The organism is Streptomyces sp. NBC_01669, assembly GCF_026339735.1.
Lineage (GTDB): Bacteria > Actinomycetota > Actinomycetes > Streptomycetales > Streptomycetaceae > Streptomyces > Streptomyces yanii.
In genome coordinates this window covers 425,620-449,393 of sequence record NZ_JAPEQG010000002.1, presented here as the reverse complement: position 1 = coordinate 449,393, position 23,774 = coordinate 425,620, and the positions used below count along the sequence as shown (strand labels likewise).

Annotated in this window: 22 protein-coding genes and 6 pseudogenes; 17 read left to right on the top strand and 11 right to left on the bottom strand. The window is 69.2% G+C overall.

Annotation, left to right across the window (positions count from 1 at the left end; translation table 11 throughout):
* Positions 1–100: 100 nt before the first annotated feature.
* Complete coding sequence (locus tag OG972_RS42860) at positions 101–1,459, top strand: MFS transporter (protein ID WP_266991758.1); 1,359 nt, start codon at positions 101–103, stop codon at positions 1,457–1,459.
* A 91-nt stretch (positions 1,460–1,550) separates the two neighbouring features.
* The gene (locus OG972_RS42855; protein WP_266991756.1) at positions 1,551–2,369 is read left to right on the top strand and encodes an enoyl-CoA hydratase/isomerase family protein; all 819 of its coding nucleotides are present in this window, start codon (positions 1,551–1,553) and stop codon (positions 2,367–2,369) included.
* A 447-nt stretch (positions 2,370–2,816) separates the two neighbouring features.
* Here the strand turns inward: OG972_RS42855 and OG972_RS42850 are convergent.
* Positions 2,817–3,137, bottom strand: a pseudogene (locus OG972_RS42850) (helicase associated domain-containing protein); the annotation flags it as partial.
* 23 nt (positions 3,138–3,160) lie between these two features.
* On the opposite strand from OG972_RS42850, the pseudogene OG972_RS42845 reads away from it, so the two are divergent.
* Both OG972_RS42845 and OG972_RS42840 read left to right on the top strand, forming a co-directional pair.
* A pseudogene (locus OG972_RS42845) lies at positions 3,161–3,391 on the top strand (transposase); the annotation flags it as partial.
* 12 nt (positions 3,392–3,403) lie between these two features.
* Positions 3,404–4,121, top strand: a pseudogene (locus OG972_RS42840) (IS3 family transposase); the annotation flags it as partial.
* Between the two features lie 7 nt (positions 4,122–4,128).
* On the opposite strand, the pseudogene OG972_RS42835 reads toward OG972_RS42840, so the two are convergent.
* Positions 4,129–4,653: pseudogene (locus OG972_RS42835) on the bottom strand (IS30 family transposase); the annotation flags it as partial.
* Between the two features lie 278 nt (positions 4,654–4,931).
* Here OG972_RS42835 and OG972_RS42830 point away from each other — a divergent pair.
* The 4 genes and pseudogenes from OG972_RS42830 to OG972_RS42815 all read left to right on the top strand — a co-directional run.
* Positions 4,932–5,072 (top strand): hypothetical protein, encoded by a 141-nt coding sequence (locus tag OG972_RS42830; protein WP_266991754.1) that lies wholly within the window; start codon positions 4,932–4,934, stop codon positions 5,070–5,072.
* Between the two features lie 226 nt (positions 5,073–5,298).
* A complete protein-coding gene (locus OG972_RS42825) occupies positions 5,299–7,410 on the top strand; it encodes a SpoIIE family protein phosphatase (RefSeq protein WP_266991752.1) in 2,112 nt (703 codons plus the stop codon).
* A gap of 45 nt (positions 7,411–7,455) precedes the next feature.
* Entirely contained in the window at positions 7,456–8,382 is a 927-nt protein-coding gene (locus tag OG972_RS42820; RefSeq protein ID WP_266991750.1) for a hypothetical protein, read from the top strand.
* Between the two features lie 10 nt (positions 8,383–8,392).
* A pseudogene (locus OG972_RS42815) lies at positions 8,393–8,557 on the top strand (IS6 family transposase); the annotation flags it as partial.
* Positions 8,558–8,689: 132 nt separating this feature from the next.
* Here the strand turns inward: OG972_RS42815 and OG972_RS42810 are convergent.
* The 3 genes from OG972_RS42810 to OG972_RS42800 all read right to left on the bottom strand — a co-directional run bounded on the left by OG972_RS42810 (position 8,690) and on the right by OG972_RS42800 (position 9,918).
* On the bottom strand, positions 8,690–9,076 hold the full coding sequence (locus tag OG972_RS42810; RefSeq protein WP_266991748.1) for a fic family toxin-antitoxin system, toxin component: 387 nt from the start codon (positions 9,074–9,076) through the stop codon (positions 8,690–8,692).
* Positions 9,073–9,375, bottom strand: coding sequence for a DUF1778 domain-containing protein (locus tag OG972_RS42805; RefSeq protein WP_266991746.1), 303 nt, complete (start codon positions 9,373–9,375; stop codon positions 9,073–9,075). Before OG972_RS42805 ends, OG972_RS42810 begins: the two co-directional genes overlap by 4 nt.
* Before the next feature lie 126 nt (positions 9,376–9,501).
* Positions 9,502–9,918 (bottom strand): hypothetical protein, encoded by a 417-nt coding sequence (locus OG972_RS42800; RefSeq protein WP_266991744.1) that lies wholly within the window; start codon positions 9,916–9,918, stop codon positions 9,502–9,504.
* Positions 9,919–10,014: 96 nt separating this feature from the next.
* Here OG972_RS42800 and OG972_RS42795 point away from each other — a divergent pair, with 96 nt between their 5' ends.
* The 5 genes from OG972_RS42795 to OG972_RS42775 all read left to right on the top strand — a co-directional run bounded on the left by OG972_RS42795 (position 10,015) and on the right by OG972_RS42775 (position 16,386).
* On the top strand, positions 10,015–10,164 hold the full coding sequence (locus OG972_RS42795) for a hypothetical protein (protein ID WP_266991742.1): 150 nt from the start codon (positions 10,015–10,017) through the stop codon (positions 10,162–10,164).
* Between the two features lie 423 nt (positions 10,165–10,587).
* On the top strand, positions 10,588–11,421 hold the full coding sequence (locus tag OG972_RS42790) for a sulfurtransferase (protein WP_266991740.1): 834 nt from the start codon (positions 10,588–10,590) through the stop codon (positions 11,419–11,421).
* Positions 11,422–11,464: 43 nt separating this feature from the next.
* The gene (locus tag OG972_RS42785; RefSeq protein WP_266991738.1) at positions 11,465–13,111 is read left to right on the top strand and encodes a DUF1416 domain-containing protein; all 1,647 of its coding nucleotides are present in this window, start codon (positions 11,465–11,467) and stop codon (positions 13,109–13,111) included.
* 716 nt (positions 13,112–13,827) lie between these two features.
* Positions 13,828–14,400 carry a hypothetical protein gene (locus OG972_RS42780; RefSeq protein WP_266991736.1) on the top strand — a complete coding sequence of 191 codons (573 nt, stop codon included), beginning with the start codon at positions 13,828–13,830 and terminating at the stop codon, positions 14,398–14,400.
* A 207-nt stretch (positions 14,401–14,607) separates the two neighbouring features.
* Complete coding sequence (locus OG972_RS42775) at positions 14,608–16,386, top strand: S8 family serine peptidase (protein WP_266991734.1); 1,779 nt, start codon at positions 14,608–14,610, stop codon at positions 16,384–16,386.
* 85 nt (positions 16,387–16,471) lie between these two features.
* On the opposite strand, the gene OG972_RS42770 is transcribed toward OG972_RS42775, so the two are convergent.
* The 5 genes and pseudogenes from OG972_RS42770 to tnpA all read right to left on the bottom strand — a co-directional run bounded on the left by OG972_RS42770 (position 16,472) and on the right by tnpA (position 19,337).
* On the bottom strand, positions 16,472–16,633 hold the full coding sequence (locus tag OG972_RS42770; RefSeq protein ID WP_266991732.1) for a hypothetical protein: 162 nt from the start codon (positions 16,631–16,633) through the stop codon (positions 16,472–16,474).
* Positions 16,634–17,183: 550 nt separating this feature from the next.
* The gene (locus OG972_RS42765) at positions 17,184–17,738 is read right to left on the bottom strand and encodes a dihydrofolate reductase family protein (protein ID WP_266991730.1); all 555 of its coding nucleotides are present in this window, start codon (positions 17,736–17,738) and stop codon (positions 17,184–17,186) included.
* 113 nt (positions 17,739–17,851) lie between these two features.
* Complete coding sequence (locus OG972_RS42760) at positions 17,852–18,553, bottom strand: helix-turn-helix domain-containing protein (RefSeq protein WP_266991728.1); 702 nt, start codon at positions 18,551–18,553, stop codon at positions 17,852–17,854.
* Between the two features lie 127 nt (positions 18,554–18,680).
* Positions 18,681–18,794: pseudogene (locus OG972_RS42755) on the bottom strand (integrase); the annotation flags it as partial.
* 114 nt (positions 18,795–18,908) lie between these two features.
* Complete coding sequence (gene tnpA, locus OG972_RS42750) at positions 18,909–19,337, bottom strand: IS200/IS605 family transposase (protein WP_266991726.1); 429 nt, start codon at positions 19,335–19,337, stop codon at positions 18,909–18,911.
* A gap of 49 nt (positions 19,338–19,386) precedes the next feature.
* Between tnpA and OG972_RS42745 the strand changes: the two genes are divergently transcribed.
* The 3 genes from OG972_RS42745 to OG972_RS42735 are packed head-to-tail and all read left to right on the top strand — an operon-like array spanning position 19,387 to position 21,255.
* Entirely contained in the window at positions 19,387–20,586 is a 1,200-nt protein-coding gene (locus OG972_RS42745; RefSeq protein WP_266991724.1) for a transposase, read from the top strand.
* A gap of 55 nt (positions 20,587–20,641) precedes the next feature.
* Positions 20,642–20,878, top strand: coding sequence for a hypothetical protein (locus OG972_RS42740; protein ID WP_266992966.1), 237 nt, complete (start codon positions 20,642–20,644; stop codon positions 20,876–20,878).
* 8 nt (positions 20,879–20,886) lie between these two features.
* The gene (locus OG972_RS42735) at positions 20,887–21,255 is read left to right on the top strand and encodes a hypothetical protein (RefSeq protein WP_266992964.1); all 369 of its coding nucleotides are present in this window, start codon (positions 20,887–20,889) and stop codon (positions 21,253–21,255) included.
* Positions 21,256–21,664: 409 nt separating this feature from the next.
* On the opposite strand, the gene OG972_RS42730 is transcribed toward OG972_RS42735, so the two are convergent.
* Entirely contained in the window at positions 21,665–23,122 is a 1,458-nt protein-coding gene (locus tag OG972_RS42730; protein ID WP_266991722.1) for an MFS transporter, read from the bottom strand.
* Between the two features lie 168 nt (positions 23,123–23,290).
* Here OG972_RS42730 and OG972_RS42725 point away from each other — a divergent pair, with 168 nt between their 5' ends.
* Positions 23,291–23,743 (top strand): MarR family winged helix-turn-helix transcriptional regulator, encoded by a 453-nt coding sequence (locus OG972_RS42725; RefSeq protein WP_266991720.1) that lies wholly within the window; start codon positions 23,291–23,293, stop codon positions 23,741–23,743.
* The last annotated feature ends 31 nt before the right edge of the window (positions 23,744–23,774 follow it).

The following is a 23,774-nucleotide window of genomic DNA, read 5'->3' as shown; positions in this document are numbered from 1 at the left end:
AGAGCGTACGCCGCTGACAGAGGACGTCGCCGGCACCGGAGCACCGTCGCGCCTGCCACGCTTCGCGTCTCCGCCTGTCACATCACGACATGAGGACCCCATGACCAGCGCAATCACACGTCCAGGCGTGAAGCGCGGAACCATCCCCGTCTTCGCCGCCGCGACAGCGATCACCGTCTCCAACATCTACTTCACCCAGCCGCTACTCGACGAGATCGCCCAGGACTTCCACACGTCAGCCTCCGCTGCGGGGCTGGTGGCCACAACAGGGCAGATCGGCTACGCCCTGGGCATCATCGCCATCGTGCCGCTCGCGGACAGCGTCCGGCTGCGACGGTTGTCCACCCTTCTCCTGGTGGTGACCACCCTTGCCCTCCTGGCTGGTGCCGCCGCTCCTTCGATCGCTCCGCTGAGCATGGCCACCCTCATACTTTCCGCCAGCACTGTGCTCCCGCAGGTCATCATGCCGACCGTCGTCTCCATGGCCGCTCCCGGCAACGCCGGACGTGTCCTCGGGGCGGTGGGGACGGGCCTGACCATGGGCGCCCTGCTCTCGCGCACCGCTGCCGGCCTCATCGCCGAGGCTGTCGGAACCTGGCGGGCCGGCTTCGCCGTCGCGGCCGTGGCCACCGGAGCCCTTCTCCTCGTCCTCCCGCGTTACATGCCCGCCGATCCGCCGACTCCGGCCGGAACGCGGCAGAGCTATCGGCGCCTGCTGGCTTCACTCCCCAGACTGATCACCGAGCACGCGCCTCTGCGCCTCTCGGCGGTACTGGGAGCGACGGTCTTCGCGGCCTTCTCCGCCTTCTGGTCGTCACTAGCCTTCCACCTCACCGCCCCTCCGATCGCGCTGGGTCCCGCGGTGATCGGGCTCTTTGGGCTGTTCAGCGTCCCTGGAGCCCTGGCCGCCCGCTATTCCGGACGCCTCAGCGACCGATGGGGCGCACGACGCGTCAATATGCTGTCACTCACGTCGGTGCTGCTCGCCTTCGCCCTGTTCGGGTTCGCCGGCCAGTCGCTGATAGCGCTTGCCGTCGGCTGCAATCTTCTCGGCTACGGGACCACCAGCGGCCAGATCGCCAACCAGACACGCATCTTCGCCGCGCAGCCCGCGATCAGAGCCCGGTTGAACACCGTCTACATTTTCGCGGTGTTCGCCGGAGGTGCCGTCGGATCCGCTGTGGCAGCAGTCATGTTCTCCGCGTTCGGGTGGGCCGGCGTGGTGCTCAGCGGACTGGGCTTCGTGCTGCTCGCGGGGATGGCCCTTGCTGGGAACGTCCTGCACATGCGCCGTCGGGCCGGCCGTGCACCGGCCGTGGCCGCTGGCTGGGCCTCGGCGGGTCGCCCGGCGGGCTGGAGGCGGCTCGCCGCCATCCAGGAACGAAGCCTTGGCATCCCCGGCGACTTCGAGACGCACATGGAGCGGCCTCTGCCCGGCCTCGGCGCGCAGGACACGTGAAGACGTCGGACGACCGCCCCACTCTCGCCGAGATTTCCTACGTGAACAGCGCTTCTGTGCGCACCACTGTCCTCACAAGGAGGGACCCCGCATGAGTAACCACGAGCAGTTCGCCGTCGAAGAGGTCAGCCCGTCCTACTGGAGGGTGACCTTCTCCAACGGAGAGATCAACCTGATCGACCCCGACACCATCGAGCAGCTCGCGGAGCTGATCACCCGCATCGAGCAGGCCCCGGATCTGACCGTCGTCGTCTTCCGCAGCAGCAACGCCGATTTCTTCATGGCGCACTGGGACTTCCAGGCGGACCGGTCTCGTGTGGCCGCCATGAAGCCGGCCCCCTCGGGTCTGCATCCGTTCGCCGACAACCTGTACCGGCTCGCTCAGGTGCCCGCTGTCACGATCAGCGAGATCAACGGCCGAGCCCGGGGCGCCGGCAGCGAGTTCGTCCTGGCGACGGACACCCGCTTCGCCGGGCCCGGTGCCATCCTGGGACAGTTCGAAGTGAGCGTCGGATCCGTGCCCGGGGGCAACCCCAGCGGTCGGCTGCCTCATTTGGTGGGCCGTGGACGTGCCCTCGAGATCCTGCTGGGCGCCGACGACTTCCCAGCCGATCTCGCGGCACAGTACGGCTATGTCAACCGCGTCGTGCCGGCGGGCGAACTGGAGCAGTTCGTCGACACCTTCGCCCGTCGTATCGCAGGATTCGACAAGACTGCGGTCACCCGGATCAAGGCTCTGGTGGACGTCGAGTCCCTGCCGACGGCCGAGTCCTACGGGGCTAGCCTTCAGGCCTATTTCCAGACTGCCGGGCGACCCGAGAACGCGCACCGCGTACGCTCGCTGTTCGAACGCGGACTGCAGCGGCCAGACGGCGTGGAACTCGACCTCGGCCGCCGCGTGGCTGAGTAACCCACGCGAACGGCCGCCGCGGTAGGACGCACCCGACTGCTCCGTAAACGCACCTGCACCGAACTTCATCCGTCCCGGCCCGGTGCCGCGGTACGGCAGGCAGAGACACCCGCACCACATATGGACGGGAGAGAAGAGCGGGATATCTGGCGGCGGCCTCGGCGCGAACACCGCTGTGGTCGGCATGGGGCGGCCTTCGTCCGTAACCGAAGGCCGCCCGTTCGCTCTGACTGCCCCAGCACGACAGGTGCTCGGACAACCCACGGTCACGCGCGCCGACCGGCCCGTTCAAGGCCTGACGGGGCCTCACTGCTCGGCGATGTGTTCTCCCAGGCGGTACTCGAGTTCACTTCGCTGCTGCATGCCCTGCTGGAGAAGCCGCTGCGTCGCTGCTTCATGGTGGTCTCCGGTCTTTCGGGCTGTTCTCGATCCCGCCCGTCCCGTTTGCTACGCCCATCTCATGCCGATGGCGGAGAGTTGCTCGATGCGTTCCGGTGTCAGCGTTGTGGCCCTGCTTCGTTGGTTGCTGACCCAGGCGCCCAGCCGGACCTCCCGCTGCTCCCGCTGTTCCTGCTGTTCCTGCTGTTTCTGGTTTCTGCCGTCGGCCCCGCTCACGGTGGCCATGGTGATCGTTTCGACGTGTTTGCGGGGGACGTGGAGGTGGTCTTCGCGCTGGTAGTACTGGGTGGCGGCGGTGAGGTTGATCGCCCACTTGTCGGCTTGGCCGGTGCGGGGCTTGGGTTTCTCGTCCTCGCCCGCGGGTGTGATCCGAGGGGGCCTCCCCCCTGATCGTGGACATCTCGGAGGCTGGATCACGAGTGGTCCAGGGAGAAGAGGGGTCCCGAGTGGGGACATGCAGGTATCCGGCGGAGTTCCGGGCTGACGCGGTGGCGTTGGTGCACTCGTCCGACCGTCCGGTGTCACGCATCGCCGAGGAGCTGGGCGTGAACGCGGAGACGCTGCGGCAGTGGGTGAAGAAGGCCGCGGACACGGCCGAGCACTCCCAAAGCTCGCCACCTGCGGTGGCGGCGCCGGCCCAGTCGGCGAAGGATACGGAGATCACCCGGCTGCGGCGGCAGGTCCGTGAGCTGGAGATGGAACGGGACATATTGCGGCGGGCCGCGAAGTATTTCGCGAAGGACAACTGGTGAGTCGCTTCAGTTCGTCGAGGACCACCGCGGCGCCTTCGGCGTCAAGCGACTGTGCCGGGTACTGGAATGCTCCCGATCCGGCTTCTACCGCTGGCTGGCCGGCGCCGAGGCCCGCTTCGCGCGGCAGCTGGCGGACGCCGAGCTGGCCGAGCACATCCATCGCATCCACACCGACTCGGACGGCACCTACGGCTCCCCGCGGGTGGCGGCCGAGCTGGCGGACGCCGGAGTGCGGGTCAACCACAAGCGGGTGGAACGGGTCATGCGGGCCTTTGGCATCGTCGGGGTGCATCTTCGCAAGAAGGTCCGCACCACGATTCCGGAGCCGTCCGCGACGCCGGTGCCCGATCTGCTGCGACGCGACTTCACCGCGCCGGAACCCAACACCCGCTACGTCGGCGACATCACGTATCTCCCGGTGGGAGACGGTCAATTCCTTTACCTGGCCACGGTGTTGGATCTGTGCTCGAAGCGGCTGGCGGGCTGGTCGATCGCCGGCCACATGCGCACCGAGCTGGTCACCGACGCGCTGAAGGCTGCCGCCTTGACGCGAGGCGGCAGCCTGGACGGAGCGATCTTCCACAGCGACAACGGAGCGCAACCCGGCCTCAAGTGGTCGTCGCAACACCGGCTTCTTGGACCAAGAATAGATGTTCGTTGAGGGCTTCGGCGGGTGTCTTCCAACCGAGGTTCTTGCGGGGCCTGTTGTTGAGTGCGAGAGCAACGGCCGAGAGTTCGTCGGTATCCCATCGCGACAGGTCGGTGCCCTTCGGAAAGTACTGGCGAAGGAGTCCGTTCGTGTTCTCGTTGGTGCCCCGTTGCCAGGGGCTGTGCGGGTCGGCGAAGTAGACCTGCAGCCCGGTGTCGATGCGGAGCTGGGCATGCTGGGCCAGTTCTTTGCCGCGGTCCCAGGTCAGCGAGCGGCGCAAGTGCTCGGGCAGCGTGGTGATCGTGGCGGCGATCGCGTCTTTGACTGCCTCGGCGCCGCGGCCGGCCAGGGCCGGGCCGTTCTTCACACGTGGTTCGACGCCGTAGCCGTCCATCCGGGGCAGGTGCAGCAGCATCGTGAACCTGGTCGTGCGCTCGACGAGCGTGCCGATCCAAGGACGTCGAGATCCTGGCCCTACGTCACCAGATCACGGTCCTTGAGCGGCGACTCGGTCCCAAAGGGTGAGGTTTGCCCCCGAGGACCGGGCCTTCCTTGCCGCGCTCCTGGCACCGCTGCCGCGCCAGGTGCTGCGTCGTCTCCGGCTTCTGGTACGTCCGGACACGGTGCTGCGGTGGCACCACACCCTGGTGAAGCGGCGGCACGCCCGCATCCGCCGTCCCAAGCGGCCCGGATGGCCGCGTACCGTCCGCTCGGTCCAGGCGCTGGTCCTGCGCCTGGACCGCGAGAACAGCGGCGGAGGCGGTGCTGCGCCCGCTGGTCGACGGCCGCACCGTGGATCTGGGCGCGCTCGCCGACACAGCTGGCCTGGACCTGGAGGCGGTCACCGGGCTTGTCCAGGAGCTCGTTGCCGGGCCGGCCGCCGTGGTGGGGAGCCTGCTGTGACGGTACAGCTCGCGCTGGGCACCTACCGGTGCCGGGCGATCCCGGAGGCGCCCGCCCATGCGGCCGGCGTACGCCCGTAATCGGCACGGACGGCGTACCCGGCGCACCCACGCCGAGGCTCTCGCGCGGTGCCATGCTGGAGAGGACAACCTCATCAGCCACGAGCGGCCATGGCGAAGCAGCGATGAAAACCAGTGACCAAGGCCAGGGACAGGACCCGTCCGCCATGTCCTCCGGCTCTTGGGGAGACCGCACCTCCGAGGGCGGAGAGTGGCAGTCTGGTCACTCTCTGGTGGGGCAGTTCCTGGCCCGGTCCCCGATCGGCATGGCCTTCATGGACACCGACCTGCGCTACGTCTGGATCAACGACGCCCTGGAGCAGCTCGGCGGCGTGAGCCGCGAGGAACGCCTGGGCAAGCGTCTGGGCGATGTGCTGCCACGGCTCGACGCGGTCGCCATCGAGTCGGTCCTGCGGGAGGTGCTGGAGACCGGGCGGCCCGCCGTCGACGTCGAGTACCACGGCCGTACACGAGCCGAACCCGACCGCGAACACGCCTACTCCACGTCGTTCTTCCGGCTGGAGGACGACTCGGGCGGGGTGCGGGGGGTCTGCTACATGGTTCTCGACGTCACCGACCGATGGCGTGCCCGGGAGTATCTCGCACTGCTGAGCAGGGCCGGAGCGTGGACGGCCAGGACCCTCGACGTCTTCAGCCTCGCGGAGGGCCTGGCCGAGGTGTGTGTTCCGGACCTGGCCGATCTGATCACCGTGGACATCTTCGACTCCGTGCTGCAAGGCGAGTCCCCTGACGGAGCGTTGTCCGGCGTCGAACGGCTGCGGCGCGTCGCACGCAGGGGCACCGACGGCGACGGGCCGGAGGGGATCGCAGAAGTCGGGCGTCTGGTGCAGTTCCCGCTGGGTTCACCGGGCGCGCAGTGCCTGTCCGACGGGACCTCTCGCAGAGAAGCCGTGCCCGCGCAGGGGTGCGCAGGCTGGATCGCCACCGATGCGCTGCTCGGAACGGCCGCACCGATCCTCAGCCCGTGTGCGCTGATGCTGGTCCCGGTCAGGGCGCGCGGCAGTGTGGTGGGGATGACGACCCTGCTCCGTCGTGCGCCGCGCGAGGCGTTCGACGACGACGACCTCCTCGTGGCCGACGAGATCGTCGGACGGGCCGCGCTCGGTGTGGAAAGCGCCCGCCAGTTCACCAGGGAACGCAATACCGCGCTGGCATTGCAACGCTTCCTGCTGCCACGCCGGATCGCGGCGCAGGCGACGGTCGAGGTGGCGACGCGGTATCTGCCCTCGGGCGGAGGTGTGGGCGGCGACTGGTTCGACGTCATCCCGCTCTCCGGGGCACGGGTCGCCCTGGTGATCGGTGATGTGGTCGGACACGGCATCAACGCAGCGGCGTCGATGGGCCGGCTGCGCACCGCCGTGCGCACCCTTGCCAATCTCGACCTGGCGCCCGAGGAGATCCTGGCCCACCTCGACGATCTGATGCTGGGGCTCATCGCCGAGGAATCCCCGGAGGACCACGGACAAGCGCCGTCGGAACTCGGTGCGACCTGCCTGTACGCGGTCTGCGATCCGGTGGCCCTCACGTGTGTCATGGCGCGGGCCGGTCATCCGCCACCCGCCGTCGTCGGTCCTGACCGGCCGGTGGTCCTCCCCGATCTCCCGGCGGGTCCGCCGCTCGGTCTGGGAGGTCTGCCGTTCGAGTCCGCCGAGATCGAGCTGGCTGAGGGAACCCTGCTCGCCCTGTACACCGACGGCTTGTTCGAGGTCCGCGGCCAGGATCCGGACGTCGGTCTGGCACGGCTGTACGCGGCCCTGGCGAGCCCTGACCGGCCGTTGGAGGACATGTGCGGTGAGCTGCTGGACAGGCCGGACGCCGATGGGTGGGACGATGACGTGGCCCTGCTGATTGCACGCATCCACGGGCTCGGCGCGGACCGGGTGACTTCATGGGATCTGCCCTCCGACCCGGCCGCCGTGTCCGGCGCGCGCGCCATGGCGGGGCGGTGTCTCGAAGCCTGGGGCCTGAGCGACCTGGTGTTCACCACGGAACTCCTGGTGAGCGAGCTGGTCACCAACGCCATCCGCTACGCCTCGGGTCCCATCCGCCTGCGACTGATCCGCGAGTCCGTCCTGACCTGCGAGGTCTTCGACTCGAGCAACGTCTCACCACGGCTGCGGCATGCACGTACCCTGGACGAGGGCGGGCGTGGCCTTTTCCTCGTGGCGCAGCTGTCGCGACGCTGGGGTACGCGCTACACCACGGACGGCAAGATCATCTGGGCGGAGCAGGAGATCCCGCAGAACGTGGTGGCATGACGTGCGTCGGTCGCGGCCATCCCCTTCCAGGACATCAGGCTGCTCGTGGACGGTCTCGTCCCACAGCAGTCCGAAGCGGAGCCGTGCGGGCTCGGTGTCCCCGAGGCCGCTCTGCGCGGAGCGCGCCTGTTCGTCGGTGAACGGCTGAGGTGTGTCGGCCGTATGAGCCGGCAACGGTGCTCGCAGCTGGTGCAGGCCGCCTCCACCCTCACCGGGGTCACCGCCTCAGCCGACCCCCGACAGGCCCCCACTGCGCAGGAGGACCAGGCCCTGCGCACGCATAGCTACCTTCACGAACAGCTGGACGAACTCACGGCGCGCCATGCGCTGCTGATGCACGCCACCGTCCTGGCCGACGCCGCGGAGGCAGCCATCCCGGCCGCCCGCGCGGCCATCGCCTCCGCCTCGCAGACCGCCGAAACGCAAGGTCGCCGCCGGACGATCGCTGACGTGATCGCGGGACAGGAGGCGTTCATGCCTCAGGTCGACATGGCGGAAGATCGCATCGCCCAGTCCCTCATAGCGCAGCGCCAGTTGACCCGCGACGCCCTGTTCCGGCTCTTTCCTCACATCGTCGGCAGCACTGGCCTGCACGTGCTGCGCAACCAGCTGATCGAGCACTCCGGGCTCGGTCGGGACGCCTACAACCAGGCCTACCGTCGCGTCGCGGACGGCCCCCAGCGCACCCGCATCGCAGAACTTCCCGGCAAGATCCGCGACCTCGAACACGATCTCCCCGAGGGCTCCCTTTCCGAGGGCCCGGCTACCGCGCGGGGTGCCGATCCGCCGCCGGCGACAGTACGACCGCCGGCGCCGCAGGACCCATCGCGGCTCGCGGGTCCGCTGGGCCGAGTCACCTCACGAGATCATTTCGTTGAGAAAACCTCGGTTGGTTGCCGGTCGGTACAGCACGGTGTGTGTTTGTCCCTGTTCATGGAGGTTGGTGACAGGGGGTTGGGTGCCGAAGGTTGAGGTCGGGGCGGTCGGCGTCGCACAAAGATTCCTGTCCGCCTTCAGTGGCATCTCACCCCACTTCAGGCCACGCCGCTACCTGATGACTGCCGCTGGCCACCGCGCCGAGATGACCATCCGCTTCGCGGTCTGGGACCAGATCACCGGTGCCGCCGCCATGCCCACCGCGGCCTGACTCGAAACTGCCACCCGGCCCCACCACACCCTGACACGCCATCAGCCGGTCACACCCCCACCAACGTGACACAGCCCTTCGTACGTCGACCGGGCGGGCCGTGCCTCGCTGTTCAGACTTCTGCCCGAGGAGTCAGGTGACAGTCCAGCCGTGCAGCTGACGGGCGATCCGGGCGACACCGAGCGCCCCGGAGGCGGCGTCGCGCACGAGTGCGAGGGCTGCTTTGGGCGGGTAGTCGAGCCGGTGTCCGTTGAGGGCGAGGTAGGCCTCGGCGGAGTGCCAGGCGAAGGCTTCGTTGGAATGCTCCAGGCAAGGCAACTTTGCCAGGGTCTGGAGGAGGGCTGCTGCTTTGAGGTGCAGGGAGCCGTAGATGTCACGGTCCATGGCTTGGGCGTTGACGCGCGCGACCGCGGCGTAGAGGGGGCCGTAGTCGTCGACCTGGGGGTCGCCGTCGAGGATCTCGGCGGCGTGCAGCAGGTAGGTGACGTCGAGCGGGTGGATCGGTTCCGGCTGGGTCACGCGGCGTGGCCCTGCCCCTGCTGCTCGAACTCGCGCGCCTGCTGCTCAGCGGCACGCTGCTCCGCGGTGGCGTCGATGCTGCTGGGCTCGGCGGCGAACGCGGCGCCGCTGCGAGCCATCGATTCCTTGAAACTGTCCAGGAACCTGTCCTCGATGGCGGTGGCGCGGGCGTAGGCGGCGGACAGGATGTACTCCTGCATGCTGACCCCTTCCTGCTTTGCGGCGGCCGCGATGGCGGCCCGCTGCTCGGGATCGGGGAAGCGTAGGTTCATGGCCTTGGGTTCCGACATGGTATCCATGGTACCAGTGGTACCAACTGATGCCCAGGCCTCCGCCACCTGCTGCCCCGGGAGCCGTGGAACTCGTCCGCCTGGAGAGGCTCGGCTTGACCGGTCGCAACGGACGGCACTCGCGCTCCTGCCGACTCACCGATAGCGACAGGAGCGCAACGGTCGGCACCCATACCTCCGGTTTGCGCTCAGCTCGCCGTCGCTCAGGTGGCCGAGCGCCTGCAGGTGGGTGCTTGGTTTCGAGCGCGACATGAACAGGTAGCGGTACCAACGCAGCAGTTCAAGGCGTTCCTCGTTGCTCCAGTAGGCCAGCCTGGTTCCCGCCTCTCCCATGACCGTGTTGGTGGGGTCGCTGGTGTGCGGGCCGCAGTCGCCCGGTTCAGGATGCTTGTAGGCGGCCTGGAACTTCTGCAGCATGGCGTAGTCGAGGTCAAGCGGCGCGGCGTAGAAGATCCCGAACGTGCGCAGGTGCTGCAGGATCGTGCGAATCTCTTTGGGCTCGAGATCGTCGCGGATGTCGCTGGCCTCGTCGTAGCCTTTGAGCCCTTCCAACGGCTCCAGCCCGCTTTCCTTGAGTCGGCTGCAGACGTCACGTAGCCAAGCCGGTCCCGCTCCGGCCTTGCCGTAGTCGAGGTCCAGCCGGGTGGCATGTGGGATGTCCAGGCCGTTTACGGCGCCGCGCTGTCGGCCGTCCTCGCCGCCGTCCTCATCGCCGCCACCCGGGCAGCCGCGCCCGTCGTTGCGACCGGTGCGCTCGCCGCGGCCCTACGGCCCGTGGCCTGGAACGCGATCCTGTGAGCCGCTCACGGAGAGCAGTTCTTCACCTACGCACCCGTGATCGTCTTCCCCGTCAGCTGGCAGGACACCGGCTCCGGCGTCTTCACCCTCGCCGCCGCGGCCCGGCCGCTACGAACTGGTGTGCAACGAACCCGGCCAGTACGCCGTTGGCATGTACGCCGAGCTCGATGTGACCGGCCGGTAGAGGCCACCCCGCGGGACCGCCCGCTACGGCGCACGCCAGAGGCCAGAGCGGCGCCCAGGGGCTTGGAGCGAGCCTCCAGCCATCGTCAGCACCGGCGACGTCTTCCAGCGGCCCTGCGACCGGCGCGCTCCAGCTCTGGAGCGGGGTTCCCGTAGGTGCCAGGCGGATCCTGATGTTGACGCCTTCCGAGGCAGGGGTTGTGCTGGAAGAGGGGTACACCCCGAGTGAAAGGCATGCCCATGAGCCGGGACCAATCCCTGGTCGACGCCGACTGGGTGCAGCAGCACGTGGACGACGCGAGCATGGTGATCGCCGAGGTCGACGAGGATGTGAGCGCCTACGACACCGGTCACATCCCGGGCGCGGTGAAGCTGGACTGGAAGAACGATCTGCAGGATCCGGTCCGCCGCGATTTCGTGGACCAGAAGCGCTTTGAGGAGCTGATGTCGGAGCGCGGCATCACGCCCGACCACACCGTTGTCCTGTACGGCGGCAACAACAACTGGTTCGCCGCTTATGCCTACTGGTACTTCAAGGTCTACGGGCACGAGCGCGTGCGCCTGCTCGACGGCGGTCGCAAAATCTGGGAACTGCAGTCGCGGCCGCTCACCGACGAGGTGCCGCAGCGACCGAGGACCGGCTACACCGCCAAGGAGCCGGACTACTCGATCCGGGCTTTTCGTGACGAGGTGCTGGCCTCGATCGGGCAGCAGAACCAGAACCTGATCGACGTCCGCTCCCCCCAGGAGTTCTCAGGTGAGCTGCTGGCCCCCGCCCATTTGCCGCAGGAGCAGGCGCAGCGCGGTGGTCACATCCCCGGTGCCAGAAACGTCCCCTGGTCCAAGGCGGCCAACGACGACGGCACCTTCAAGACAGACGAGGAACTCCGGGCGCTCTACCTCGACGCAGGCGTCGACTTCGACCGCCACACCATCGCCTACTGCCGGATCGGCGAGCGCAGCGCCCACACCTGGTTCGTCTTCCACGAACTGCTCGACCACCCCAACGTGAAGAACTACGACGGCTCGTGGACCGAGTACGGCTCGATGGTCGGCGTTCCGATCGAGAAGTGACCCCGCCGGAAGCATAGGCGGGGCTGCGCGAGACGGATCAGAGATGACCGCGACACCTGTGGATCCCAAACCCACCATCCGAACCGTCGTGACCGGCCGCGTCCAGGTCGCCGACGGGCCGGCCGCGGGCGTCTGGGTCCGGCTGCTCGATCCGGCAGGGGAGTTCGTCGGTGAGGTAGTCACCTCCGCGATTGGGGAATTCCGCTTCTACGTGCCCCCGGGGCACTGGGTGTTGCGGGCGCTCTCGCCGCGTGGTGTCACGGAGATGCCGGTCGAGGCGGAGCCGGGCCGGGCCACCCAGGCCGAGCTGCGGCTCTCCGAGCGGCTGCCCGATAGCGTGGAGATCATCCAGATCTCCACGCTCAGCCTCGGGAACCGCAGCTACCTGATCACAGACGGGTCGGTCGCGGTCGCAGTGGACCCGCAACGTGACCTGGAGCGCGTCACCAGTGTGCTCGAGGACCGCGGCCTGCGGCTCGACACGGTCGTGGAGACCCACCTGCACAACGACTATGTGACAGGCGGTCTGGAGCTCGCCCGCCGCTGCCAGGCGGCGTACGCGGTGCCAGCCGGGCCGCCCCTTGGCTTCGACGCCGTCCGGGTCGGCGACGGCGACCAACTGACGGCCGGGAAGCTGCGGATCCAGGTGATCGCCACACCCGGGCACACCGACCACCACCTCGCCTACGCCTTCGCGCCCGCCGACGGGGCGTCTCGGCTGGTATGCACCGGCGGCTCCCTGCTGTACGGCACCACGGGCCGTACCGACCTCATGGGTGCAGACCTGGCCGAGCCGCTCGCCCACCAGCAGTACCGATCAGTGCGCCACCTGGCCGAGGTCCTACCCGACGACACCGTCATCCTGCCGACCCACGGCTTCGGCAGCTTCTGCGCCGCGACGACCGTCGGCGCGGTCCAACGCTCCACCATCGGCCGCGAACGGGCCGTGAACCCTGTCTTCAGCCAAGCCGAAGACGCCTTCGTGACCGGGACACTGACGGGTTTGGAGCCCTGCCCCGCGTACTACCGTCGGATGGCGCCGATCAACGCCGCCGGGCCGCCGCCCCGCGCCTCGCTCTCCGGGCCAAGGCTTGCGGATCCGGCCGAACTGGCCGACCGGATCACAGCGGGCGAGTGGGTGGTCGACGTGCGTCCGCGAGCCGACTACGCGCCGGTCCATCTGCCGGGCACGGTCAACTTCGACGCCTCCGGATCCCTTGCCACCTACCTCGGCTGGCTGGTTCCGTTCGACGCCCCCGTCACCCTGCTGGCCGCCGACCACAACGAGTTGCAGGCAGCCCGCATCGAGCTGCTGCGGATCGGCTTCGACCATCTTGCGGCTGCCGCCGTCGGAAACCCGCTCGAATGGGTCGGCCCACAAAAACTTGCCTCCTACCCGCGATCCGACTTCGCCACCCTCGCCACTGTCCGGCCCAGGCGACAGGTGGAGGTCCTGGACGTCCGCAGTGACCGCGAGTGGCGCTCCGGCCACCTGCCCGGCGCCCGCCACATCCCGCTGCCCGAACTGCCCAACGCCATCGTGTCCCTGCCGGAGGCCGAGCACTGGGTGCACTGCCGCAGCGGCTTCCGGGCCGCGATCGCCGCCTCGCTGCTCGCCGCCGTCGGACACCAGGTCGTCCTCATTGACGACACCGTCGAGCACGCGCACCCCGTGGTGCAGGAGGGTTAGCGCACAGAGGTTCGAGACCGAGTCCGGCTGGGGTCGGCAGGCCACTCCGTTGGGCAGCGCCCCATCGGCTCTCCGGGGGCATCGATGCCGCGGCGGCATGGGGTGGAGGCGTGCCACGCGGCCGCGGCGCAGGGGCCGAGAAAGGCATCATCCCGGGCGCGTCGACCTCAACCACGGTGACGCTGCGGCCCGGCCGCTCCGAACTGGTGTGCAACGAACCCGGCCGGTGGCACCGCGCCGGGCGGCGCGTAGCCAGTCCCGAACCGTGCGTGCCGGGACGTCGAGGTCGCGGGCGATCGCTGCCCGGTCGGCGCCCTGCGTATGAGCGAGCCCCGCCGCTCAGGGGCACAGGACACCCCGGCAGTCCGGGCGGCGCAGCAGTCGGGCCTGCAGCATCTGCCGGGCCGCAGCGGCATCGACCACCCAGGGCACGATCACTTACCTGTCGCATCCAGTCAGCGTCACCGCGGCGCCGCCCGACCGGGAAGTGGGGAACCGGTGTTGCAGCCTGCCTGGACGATCACGTGGAGCAGGGCGGATGCTGCGGCCGGGGGCATTGTCAACGCGTCCGTCACGCGACTCCGTCGCTTGGCGGTATGTCCCGGAATGTGTTCTTGGTCGGTTGGTGCTTTGCTGCTCGGTGGCGGCAGGCTGGCTTTCCTGGCGTGCCGCTCGTCTGTGCTTTCGAAACCGAGAGACTCAAGGAGGAGTCCCGCATGTCCGTCTACACCCCCCAGCAGATCAGCCAGCCGCAGACCCAGCAGCCGCACAACCAGCAGCAGCTGTTCGGCCAGCCCCCGATCACGCAGTCGCAGTACGGCCAACAGCAGCCCTGGGGCCAGATCGGCCAGCAGCAGATCGGGCAGGTGGTCCAGCAGTCGATCCAACAGGCGTGCCAGCAGGCGAGCCAGCAGGTGGCGCAGCGCATGCAGCAGACGCTGCAGCAGATCCAGCAGGTCCAGCAGCAGCTGCAGCAGCAGGGCTTGGCCCACCAGGCGCACCCGTACCTGGCTGTCGCGCTGCACCACACCCTGCTCCAGGGCGTGCGCAGCGCTGTGGAGCAGTCCGTGCAGCAGGCGCTGCCTATCGCGATCCTGACGCTGGTGCAGCAGAGCCAGCAGGGCCAGCAGGGCCAGCAGGGCCAGCAGCCGTCGGGCGGTGGTTACGGCCAGCAGCAGTTCGGCCAGTTCCCGGGCATGCAGCCGCAGGGTCAGCTCGGACAGTTCCCGGGCCAGGGGATGTTCGGGCAGCAGCCGCAGTACGGGCAGCTGTCGCCTATGGGCATGTGAGCACCCCGGTCGGGCAGCACCCGTTCCCCTTTTCTCCCTGTGGGGGAGCGGGCCTGCCCGGCCGGATACCCCGCCGCGCCGTGGCACGCGAGGGCCTCAGACGCGGCGGGACGCTGGCCGGGGAGCTCATGAACGCCCGCTTCCCGGCCGGCCACTGAAGAACCGGGGCGTACGACGACGCTTTACGTTGAGATGGCGGTTGGCTGAATGAGTGAGCAGGGCGGCAACGGTGTGAAGCCGGGCAACGGCAAGGGCGGGAAGAGCTCGCGTGCGCAGGGCGCGGTGGGCGAGGCCGAACAGCAGCCGCCGGCCGCAGGCGGGCCGGGTGGCACGGGCGGGGAACGCCGCGAGCGGCCGGAGGCCGGTGCGCCGGGTCGGGGTGTGCGGGCGGGGTGGGGCCGCTACCTGGTCGCGCCCCGACCCCTGGGGCTGCTGGGCGGTGGGGTGCCGCCGATCGAGGCCTCGGCGCTGTTCAAGCTGCTGGAGGAAGACCCCGATGTGGAACCGGTGGCGCAGGTGCGCCCGTCGCGGTCGCGCGGGTTGGGGGCGATCGCGGAGCCACACCCGGCCTGCCCCCCGGTCGCGGTGGTGAAGATGCCCCAGGAGCGGGCCCGCGCCCTGGCCGGGAACCCGCAGGTGGTCGTGGAGATCGACCAGCCGCTGTCCTACACCCCCATCCCCTCCGTGGGTGTGGGCCCGGTGCCGGTGATCGACCCCATGCTGGCGGTCACGCTGGAGGAGCCCGAACAGTTCACGCTGCGCGTGGTGGGCGGTGACGGGGATGCGGTGGCCGGGGCGCATGTGTGGGCGATTGGCACCGGCGGCCCCGTGCACGGCATCACCGGCCCGGACGGGCGGCTGACGCTGACCCTGGCCGCGGACACCCCAGACACCCTGCAGGCCCTCTACGTCCGCCCGGTGGCCGGCTACTGGCCAGCCCGCACCGGCACCCCCCAACCCGCGGGCAACGGGGAGGCGGTAGTTGCGGTGCAGGCCCTGGCGGACACCTTCGAGGGCTTCCCCGGCAAGGCGCTCACCGGCTGGGGCAGCCAGGCGATGCGGCTCAACCAGATCCCGCCGACCTACCGCGGCGACGGAATTAAGATCGCGCTGCTCGATTCGGGGGTGAACACCGCCCACCCGGACCTCAAGAGCACCATTGAGCACGGTCACGACTTCACCGGCGCCGGAAACGGCACCTGGGGCCTCGATGTGACTGGGCACGGCACCTGGTGTGCCGGCATCGTCGCCGCGGCGGACAACAACGCCGGCATCGCCGGGATCGCGGCGGAGGCCGAGGTGCATGCCCTGAAACTGTTCCCCGGCGGGCACCTCAGCGACCTGCTCGAGGCGGTCGACTACTGCATCACCCACGACATCGACATCGCCCAGATCAGCCTCGCCTACCCCGTACCATCCCAGCTGGCCGCCTGGAAACTCGCCGACGCGCACGCCGCCGGCATCAGCGTCATCGCCCCGGCCGGGGACACCGCCGGGCCTCTCACCCACCCGGCCGCGCTGCCGGGGGTCCTGGCGGTGGGGGCGATCGCGCACACCGGCACCTATCCCGTGAGCAGCCCGCTCACCGCGGTGCAGCCGCCATGGCCCGGCCCCTACCCGGCACCGTTCACCCCCACCGGCCCCGGCGTGGACCTGGTCGCGCCCGGCGCGGCGGTCATTACCACCGCGCTCGGCGACGGCTATGCCGCCGTCGACGGCACGGCGATCGCCGCCGCGCACGTCACCGGCCTGGCGGCGCTGCTGCTGGCCCACCACGACCACCTGCGCACCCAGGCGGTGCCCCGCACCGCGGCCCGCGCCGACCTGCTGTACCTGCTGCTGCGCACCGCCTGCCAGCCCCTGCCCGGCGCCGACCCCCGCCTGGGGGCCGGGATCGCCGACGCCCCCACCGCCCTCGGTATCCCCGCCAGTTGGCAGCAGGACTACCGGGCCGAGGGATACGCGGCGGCGTACCAGCGAGGCTGACGGCGCGACGCCGTCACAGACTCCGTCCCCCTTGCCGCCATACCGCCACACCCAGGGGTGTGGAACGCGGCCGCCGGGCCCACTGTCAGCCGAACAGGTCGCGCACCCGGATCGTGCGCACCTTCAGCCATCGGGCCCGGCGCGCCGGCAACCGCCCGCTCGCCGCGGCGAACGAGACGTCCTTCGGCGGCAGCGCCTCGGCGCGGCCGTTCCAGCCCCACCAGCTACCCGTCGGCTCCCGAGACATGGCGGAACTTCTGCCGCTGAGTCCGGGGCTGGAAGAAGACGTGCCGTTCGGCAGCTTCGAAGGGGAGTTCGCTGCCGTAGTAGGCACCGTCCCGGCCGCATTGCACTGGTATCTCGGAGCCTGGCCCGCCACGCCTTCGCAACCTTGGCGAGACACCGAGTACTCCGGAGTGCAGTTGTCCCTCAACTCCCGCGACCTGCACGGTGAACGAGCCGAGGTGAGGCCGTGGGCGTCGACGTCGCGCGTGGGCAACGATCCGGCGGCGCGCCATGCGGACTCGATGTGCCGCTGCGCCTCGCGTTTGCCCTCGGCCTTGTCCTGGAGCCGTCCGGCGAGCGTCATCCCGCGTAGGTTCAGGATGCCCACTGCAAGGTCACGGTCGGCCGTGCTGAGCGGGCCGACTGCACGGCGATGATTGCCTGGTCGACGACGACCAGGCCGCGCTCGACCTCTCCGAAGTTGAGGCAGGTGCCCGCGCGGTCGCGGGAACTGAACGCCTCGGCGACGGGGTTGGGCTGCTGCTCGACGCCCTCGCCCGGTTCGCGCCGGCTCAGCGCGCCGGGCGGTAGGTCGCGATGATCACTCCGCTGCTGGTCGGCTGGGCGCTCACCAGCTGCAGCTTCTTCAGCGCGGCGTCGTCGGCGAACAGCTTCTTGCGACCCTCGCCGGCCACCACCGGGTGAATCAGCAGCACCAGCTCGTCCAACAGGTCCTGCTCCAGCAGCGAGCGCACCAGCGTCGGGCTGCCGGCGACGGTGATGTCCTTGCCCTCGCCCGCCTTGAGCTCGTTGACCGCAGCCACCGGATCGCCCTTGATCAGCGTGCTGTTCGCCCAGTCCTCGACGCTGTCCAGCGTCGAGGAGACGACGTACTTGGGCGAGTCGTTGATCCACTTTGCGAAACCGGCGTCCTCACCACTGGTCACAGTCGGCCAGTATCCGGCCCACTCGGTGAACGTCACCCGGCCCAGCAGAATCGTGTCGGCCGTCTCCAGCGTGTTGGCCAGCGCCGCACCCATCTCCTCGTCGAACTCGAACTGCCACTCGTTCGGCGACTGGGCGACACCGTCGAGCGAGACGAACAGACCCGAAACAACCTTGCGCATGATTCCTCCACGATGAGTCCGGGGTCTTCCGCGCGCCCCGGCCCGGACGGCGCTCCGGCAGGGATGAGCCGACCCCGTCGGCTACGTCATGAACACTAGGCGGGCGCCAAGGGTCAGGTCTTGTACAGAAGCGACAGCGGCTCCGCTGTGTCCGGGGCGCTCAGCTGAGTGGCGGTCCGCCCGACATACCGGCTCAAGGACCGCGCCAGGTGCGGCTGGTCGAAGTATCCCAGCCGGTGCACGACCTCCTGGGCCGACACCCCCTCCTGGATCAGCACCGCCGCCTGGCGGGCGCGGTGGATCTGCCTGATGGCGCCCCGGGTCAGGCCGGTCGCCGCGACGAAGCGCCGCTGCAGGGTGCGATCGGAGGCGGCCGGGCAGGCGCCGTCGAGCACAGCGGGCACGACCGGGTCCAAGTCCACGATGCCCTCGCGCACCATCCGCAAAACGAACGCCTCGGCGTTGTCGTAGTTGGGAACGTGCCAGGCAGACCCCTTCAGCCACACCGAACGCCGTGTCACGTCGGGAATCGCCGCATTGCCGCCCACCAGCCGGCTGACCGGAATGTGCGGCATCGACGTACCCAGCGCGAAACTGATCCCGAAGAAGACGGCGTCCCCGGGGACCGGCGCCCGGCATGCCCTCGGCTCCGGACCCAGTACAGCCGCCCGCACCTGACCACGGTGCTCCCAGAACACCAGCTCCCAGTGTGACGTCGCGACCGACATCATCCGGCTGACGTCGTCGCTGCAGCTGCGCCACACCCGTTCGATGTACAGCAGCTCCGACGGTCGGCTCTCAATCACCAAACCCAACCCGGTCCCCCTCATACGGCCACATACCCCGGTCCGGACCGCCAGTCTGACACCCCACCAGACGACGACCCTGCCCGGGCCCAGGCACCTCCAGCATTTCGCCTGGCGCCGCCCTGCGCAGCACCTCCAGCGCGACCTCGATCCCTGCGTCGGCGAGGACGGCGTCGAACAGGGCGGGGAACTTGCCGTCCCGGTCCCGGATCAGGAATCGCGCCCGGCAGCCGGTGTCCTCGAGGTCCATCCCTCTTCTTCGGAGGGAATCCCCGCCTTCAGGCGGGGAGAGAATCCGATTCTGAACCCTGCGGCGCGGAGCGCCGCAGTTTCGCTCCGGAATGCCTCGCCCGCGGAACCGCGCTCAGTCGGGCCGCTTCTGGTTCTCGATGTAGTCCTTGACCACGTGGAGGGGTGCGCCGCCGCATGACCCCGCGAAGTAGGAGCCGGACCAGAAGCGGCCGTGCATGATGGCCTGGTTGACGTGGCCGGTGAACTCCTGCCTCAGCCGGCGCGAGGACACGCCCTTCAAACTGTTGACCAAGTTCGACAGGGCGACCCTCGGCGGGTAATGCACGAGCAGGTGCACGTGGTCTTCTCCGCCGTTGAACTCGATCAGGTCTGCCTCGAAGTCCTCGCAGACTTTTCGCATGATCTCTTCGCAGCGTGTCAGCATCTCGTCGTCGAGGACGGTCCGCCGGTGCCTGGTGACGAACACCAAATGCGCGTGGAGGTGGTGGACGACGTGACGGCCACGCCGTACGTCACGGTTTGGTTCCCAACGTGGTGACATGAACCAATGCTACGGTTAAGGTCGATTCGAGCCGGAGGGGGTGGACTGAATGATCCGTGCGTACAAGTTCCTCCTGCGACCCACCGCCCGGCAGGACCAGGCCCTTCGCGAGATGCTGCGTGACCACTGCTCGCTCTACAACGGCGCGTTGCAAGAACGCCGCGATGCCTACCGGCACAGCTCGAAGACGACGGTCCGATACGGGCAGCAGTCCGCCCAGCTCAAGGACATCCGGGCCTTCGACCCGGAACGTCAGGGCCGTTGGTCGTTCTCTTCTCAGCAGGCCACCTTGCGCCGGCTGGACAAGGCGTTCGCCGCGTTCTTCCGGCGGGTCAAGGCCGCAGAGGCACCGGGGTATCCGCGCTTTCGTTCGGGCAAGCGGTTCGACACCGTGGACTTCCCGAAGGACGGCGACGGCTGCCGGTGGGATTCCACCCCGCACGACCCCGTCACCCGTGTGCGTCTGCAAGGTGTCGGGCACGTCAAGGTGCACCAGCACCGGCCGGTGGTCGGCCATGTCAAGACCGTCTCGGTCAAGCGTGAGGGCAAGCGCTGGTATGTGATCCTGACTGCCGAGCGGCCCCGGCCCGAGCCGCTGCCCGCGACCGGCAGCGTGGTCGGCATCGACCTGGGCATTGCCAACTTCCTCGCCGACTCGAACGGCGAGTTCGTGCCCAACCCGCGTCACGGGCGAAAGGCCGCAGCGAAGCTCGAAGCAGCTCAGCAGGCACTGAGCAGGTGCAGGCGCGGAAGCAAGCGCCGCCGCAAGGCAGTGGAGACGGTGGCACGTCTGCACCGCAAGGTGCGGTGCCAGCGCCTCGACCACGCCCACAAGACCGCCCTCGGCCTCGTGCGGGAACACGACCTCATCGCGCACGAAGACCTCAAGATCCGCAACATGAGCAAGGCCCCCGAACCGAAGCCCGACCCCGACCAGCCGGGCAGTTTCCTGCCCAACGGGGCCGCCGCGAAGGCCGGGCTGAACCGCTCGATCGCCGATGCCGGATGGGGGGTGTTCCTCGCGATCCTGAACGCCAAGGCTGAGAGCGCCGGGCGGGAAGTGATGGCCGTGGACCCCCGCAACACCTCCCGGCGATGCCCCCAGTGTGGGCATACCACCAAGGAGAACCGGCCCACACAGGAGACGTTCCACTGCGTCGCCTGCGGCCACAACGCGCACGCGGACACCGTCGGTGCTCTCAACGTCCTACGGGCCGGGCTGGTCCGTCGCGAAGCCCAACCGGCATAGCGAGAAGCCACCCCGTTCACGGGGTGGAGGAGTCACGTCCGATGCCAATGTCCGTATCCCCGAAGAGGCCAGGGACCGGCTCGCCGCGATCGCAGCCGCTGAGGGGCTGTCGCTGCGCGCCTATCTGGCTCGTCTGGCCGAGACCATGCTCACCCCGGCCGAGCGTGCCGAGCGTGCCGAGAAGGCCCTCGCCGCACTGAAGGAGTGGAACGGCTACGCTCCCACCCCGGCCGAGCAGGACGACCTGGACAGTGAGCTGGACCGGCGCCTGGCCCAGGTGACGAGCCGGTGACCGACGCCATGCATATCGTCCTGGACGAAACGGCGATGGCCGCGGCGGGTCAGGGCAACGTCCTCGCGTCCCGTCTCATCCACCGGGCCCACGCCGAATCCGGCTGGTTCCTGTACGCCCCGGCGTGTGTGCTCGTCGAAGCCGGCCGCGCACGGCCCGGCACAGCCGAGCACCTGGCCGCACTGCCGGGTATCACCGTCCTGGACCTGGATCTGGCCGCGGCCCTGGCCCTCGCCCGGCAGGAAACATGGGCTGCGGCCCACAGCCAGTACGCGGCGCAGCCCACACCCGACCGCCCCGACGGAGCGATCATCGCCACCACTGCCCCGAAGCGGTGGCAGGGCGAGCCGGTCCGCGTACTGGACCTCAACGCCTGATCCAGCCCCGCCGTCTGAACGGCCCCTCAAGGCGAGCTCTGCGTGAGTTCCGGGGGCCGCCAGCTGTCGTCTCGGCACCGCAGGCTGCGGCGCTTCGGGCACTTGAGGTAGTGGCTGTGGCTGTGGCGAGTGCTGGGCCCGTTGCTGCAGCGCCATGCCTGCCGTCCTCTCCCCGGCGGGCGTGGAGGCAGGAAGATCGCGCATCCTGACCAGGATGTCGGCCCTCAACCAGGCCGGTGCCGTCGGTGCTCCAGCTCCAGGTCCGTGCTGTTCGTCTGCGTCCCCAGCGCCGGGCGCCCACAGAGACCTCTCGCCGCGGATTCGATGTCGGATCCGCGGCGAGATGCCGGATACAGGACCGGGCCGGCCGGTCGAGCAGCGGCCGGGCTCGTCCGGCGCTACTGAGCCGTCAGGCCTTGACCGCGGCCTGATCGGATTCGGTGATAGGGGCGGTCTCGTCGCCGGAGCCTGCCACCACGCGGACTGCCGGAATGGCGGCCGCGATCACCGCGCCGAGGAGGGCGACGCCGCCGCCGATCATCAGAGCGGTGCGGAAGCCGTCCTCGGAGGCGAAGGTGTAGCCGCCCGTCGTGGTGGTCATCTGGGCGAGGACCACTCCGATCACGGCCGAGCCGACCGAGGTGCCGAGCGAGCGCATCAGCGTGTTGAAGCCGTTGGCGGCGGCGGTCTCGGAGAGCGGGACCGAACCCATGATCAGGGCGGGCATCGCACCGTAGGCGAGACCCACACCGCTGCTGGTCACGATGGTGACCAGCATGAGACCCCAGGCCGAGCCCATCAGTGCCAGCGACAGACCGTAACCGGCCGCGATGACCAGGACCCCGGAGATCAGCGTGAACTTCGGGCCTCGGGCATCGGTGAGCTTCCCGCCGAGCGGGGAGACGATCATCATCATGAGGCCGCCGGGAGCCATCCACAGGCCGGCGGCGAGCATCGACTGGCCCAGACCGTAACCAGTGGCCTCGGGGAACTGCAGCAGCTGCGGCACGACCAGCATGCTGGCGTACATGGCGGTGCCGACGAAGATCGAGGCGAGGTTGGTGAGCAGCACGCGGGGGCGGGCGGTGGTGCGCAGGTCGACCAGCGGGTCGCGGGTCCGCAGCTCCCACATCCCCCACCCGACCAGAATCACGACAGCTGCGGCGAACAGGCCGAGCGTGGTCGCCGAGCCCCAGCCCCAGTCGGCGCCCTTGGAGACCGCGAGCAGCAGGGAGACCAGGCCGGCGCCGAGGCCGAGCGCTCCTGGCAGGTCGAAGCGCTGACCCTTGGCGCCGGCCGGTACGTCCGGGATCAGGAACCAGATGAGAGCCGCAACCGCTACGGCCAGGGCCGCGGAGCCCCAGAACAGCACGCGCCAGTTCGTGTACTGGGCGACCGCTGAGGCGATCGGCAGGCCGAGGCCACCGCCGATGCCCATGGAAGCGCTGACCAGGGCGATCGAGGAGCTGAGCTTCTCCGCGGGGACCACGTCACGCAGAAGGGCGATGCCGAGCGGCAGCATGCCCATCCCCATGCCCTGCAGACCACGCCCGATGATCATGGGGATGACCGAGGAGGACAGCGCGCACACCACCGACCCCACGATCAGCGGCACCGAGCACGCGATAAGCATCCGGCGCTTGCCCAGCAGGTCGCCCAGGCGTCCGGAGACCGGCACGAAGACGGCCGCCACGAGCAGGGTGACGGTGATGACCCAGGCGGCGTTCGACGAGGTGGTGTGGAGGATCTGAGGCAGCTCCGCGATGAGCGGCGTGACCAGGGTCTGCATGATCGCTGCCGTGATGCCCGCGAAGGCCAGCGTGGCGACCACACCGCCTGAGCGGCTTGATGCCTGGGAGGCATCCATAGAGGACTCCTTGGTTGCATGACGAGAGAACGATATGCATCGTACATGCCTCATGTATTGATCACATTTTGTGCATGAGGCATATGCGCATGAGAGGATGCAGGAGAAGGCCGTCGCGAAGGACAGGGCAGCGCGTCGGACTGGCAGGAAAGGGAAGGCAGCAGGCATATGGTCAGGCCCACGAGCGACGTCGAGTACGAGCAGATGTTGCTCAGCCGCCATGGACTCGTTCACCACAGGAACGTGCGGCGCGAAGGCGGGCTGGAGCGCAGCGCTTACATCCTGCTGAGCCGCATTCGCGTCCAAGGACCCATGTCCATCGGCGAACTGAGCACGGCCTTCGGACTCGACGCGTCCACTCTCAATCGGCAGACCGGCGCAGCGATGCGCTCCGGCCTCGTGGACCGCATACCCGACCCCGACGGCGGGATGGCCCGCAAGTTCCGCATCACGGACAAGGGCGCGAGTCTGCTCGACGAGGAACGCGAACGCACCGTCGACAACCTGGACCGGGTTATGGCCGACTGGTCGGACAAGGACATCGCGGGCTTCGCCGCCTACCTCGAACGGTTCAACACTGACATCGAACGTCTCGCCGGACGCCCCTGGCCCCGGCCGTGAACCCGCGAGCGCGGGCCGCCGAGCCGAGCCG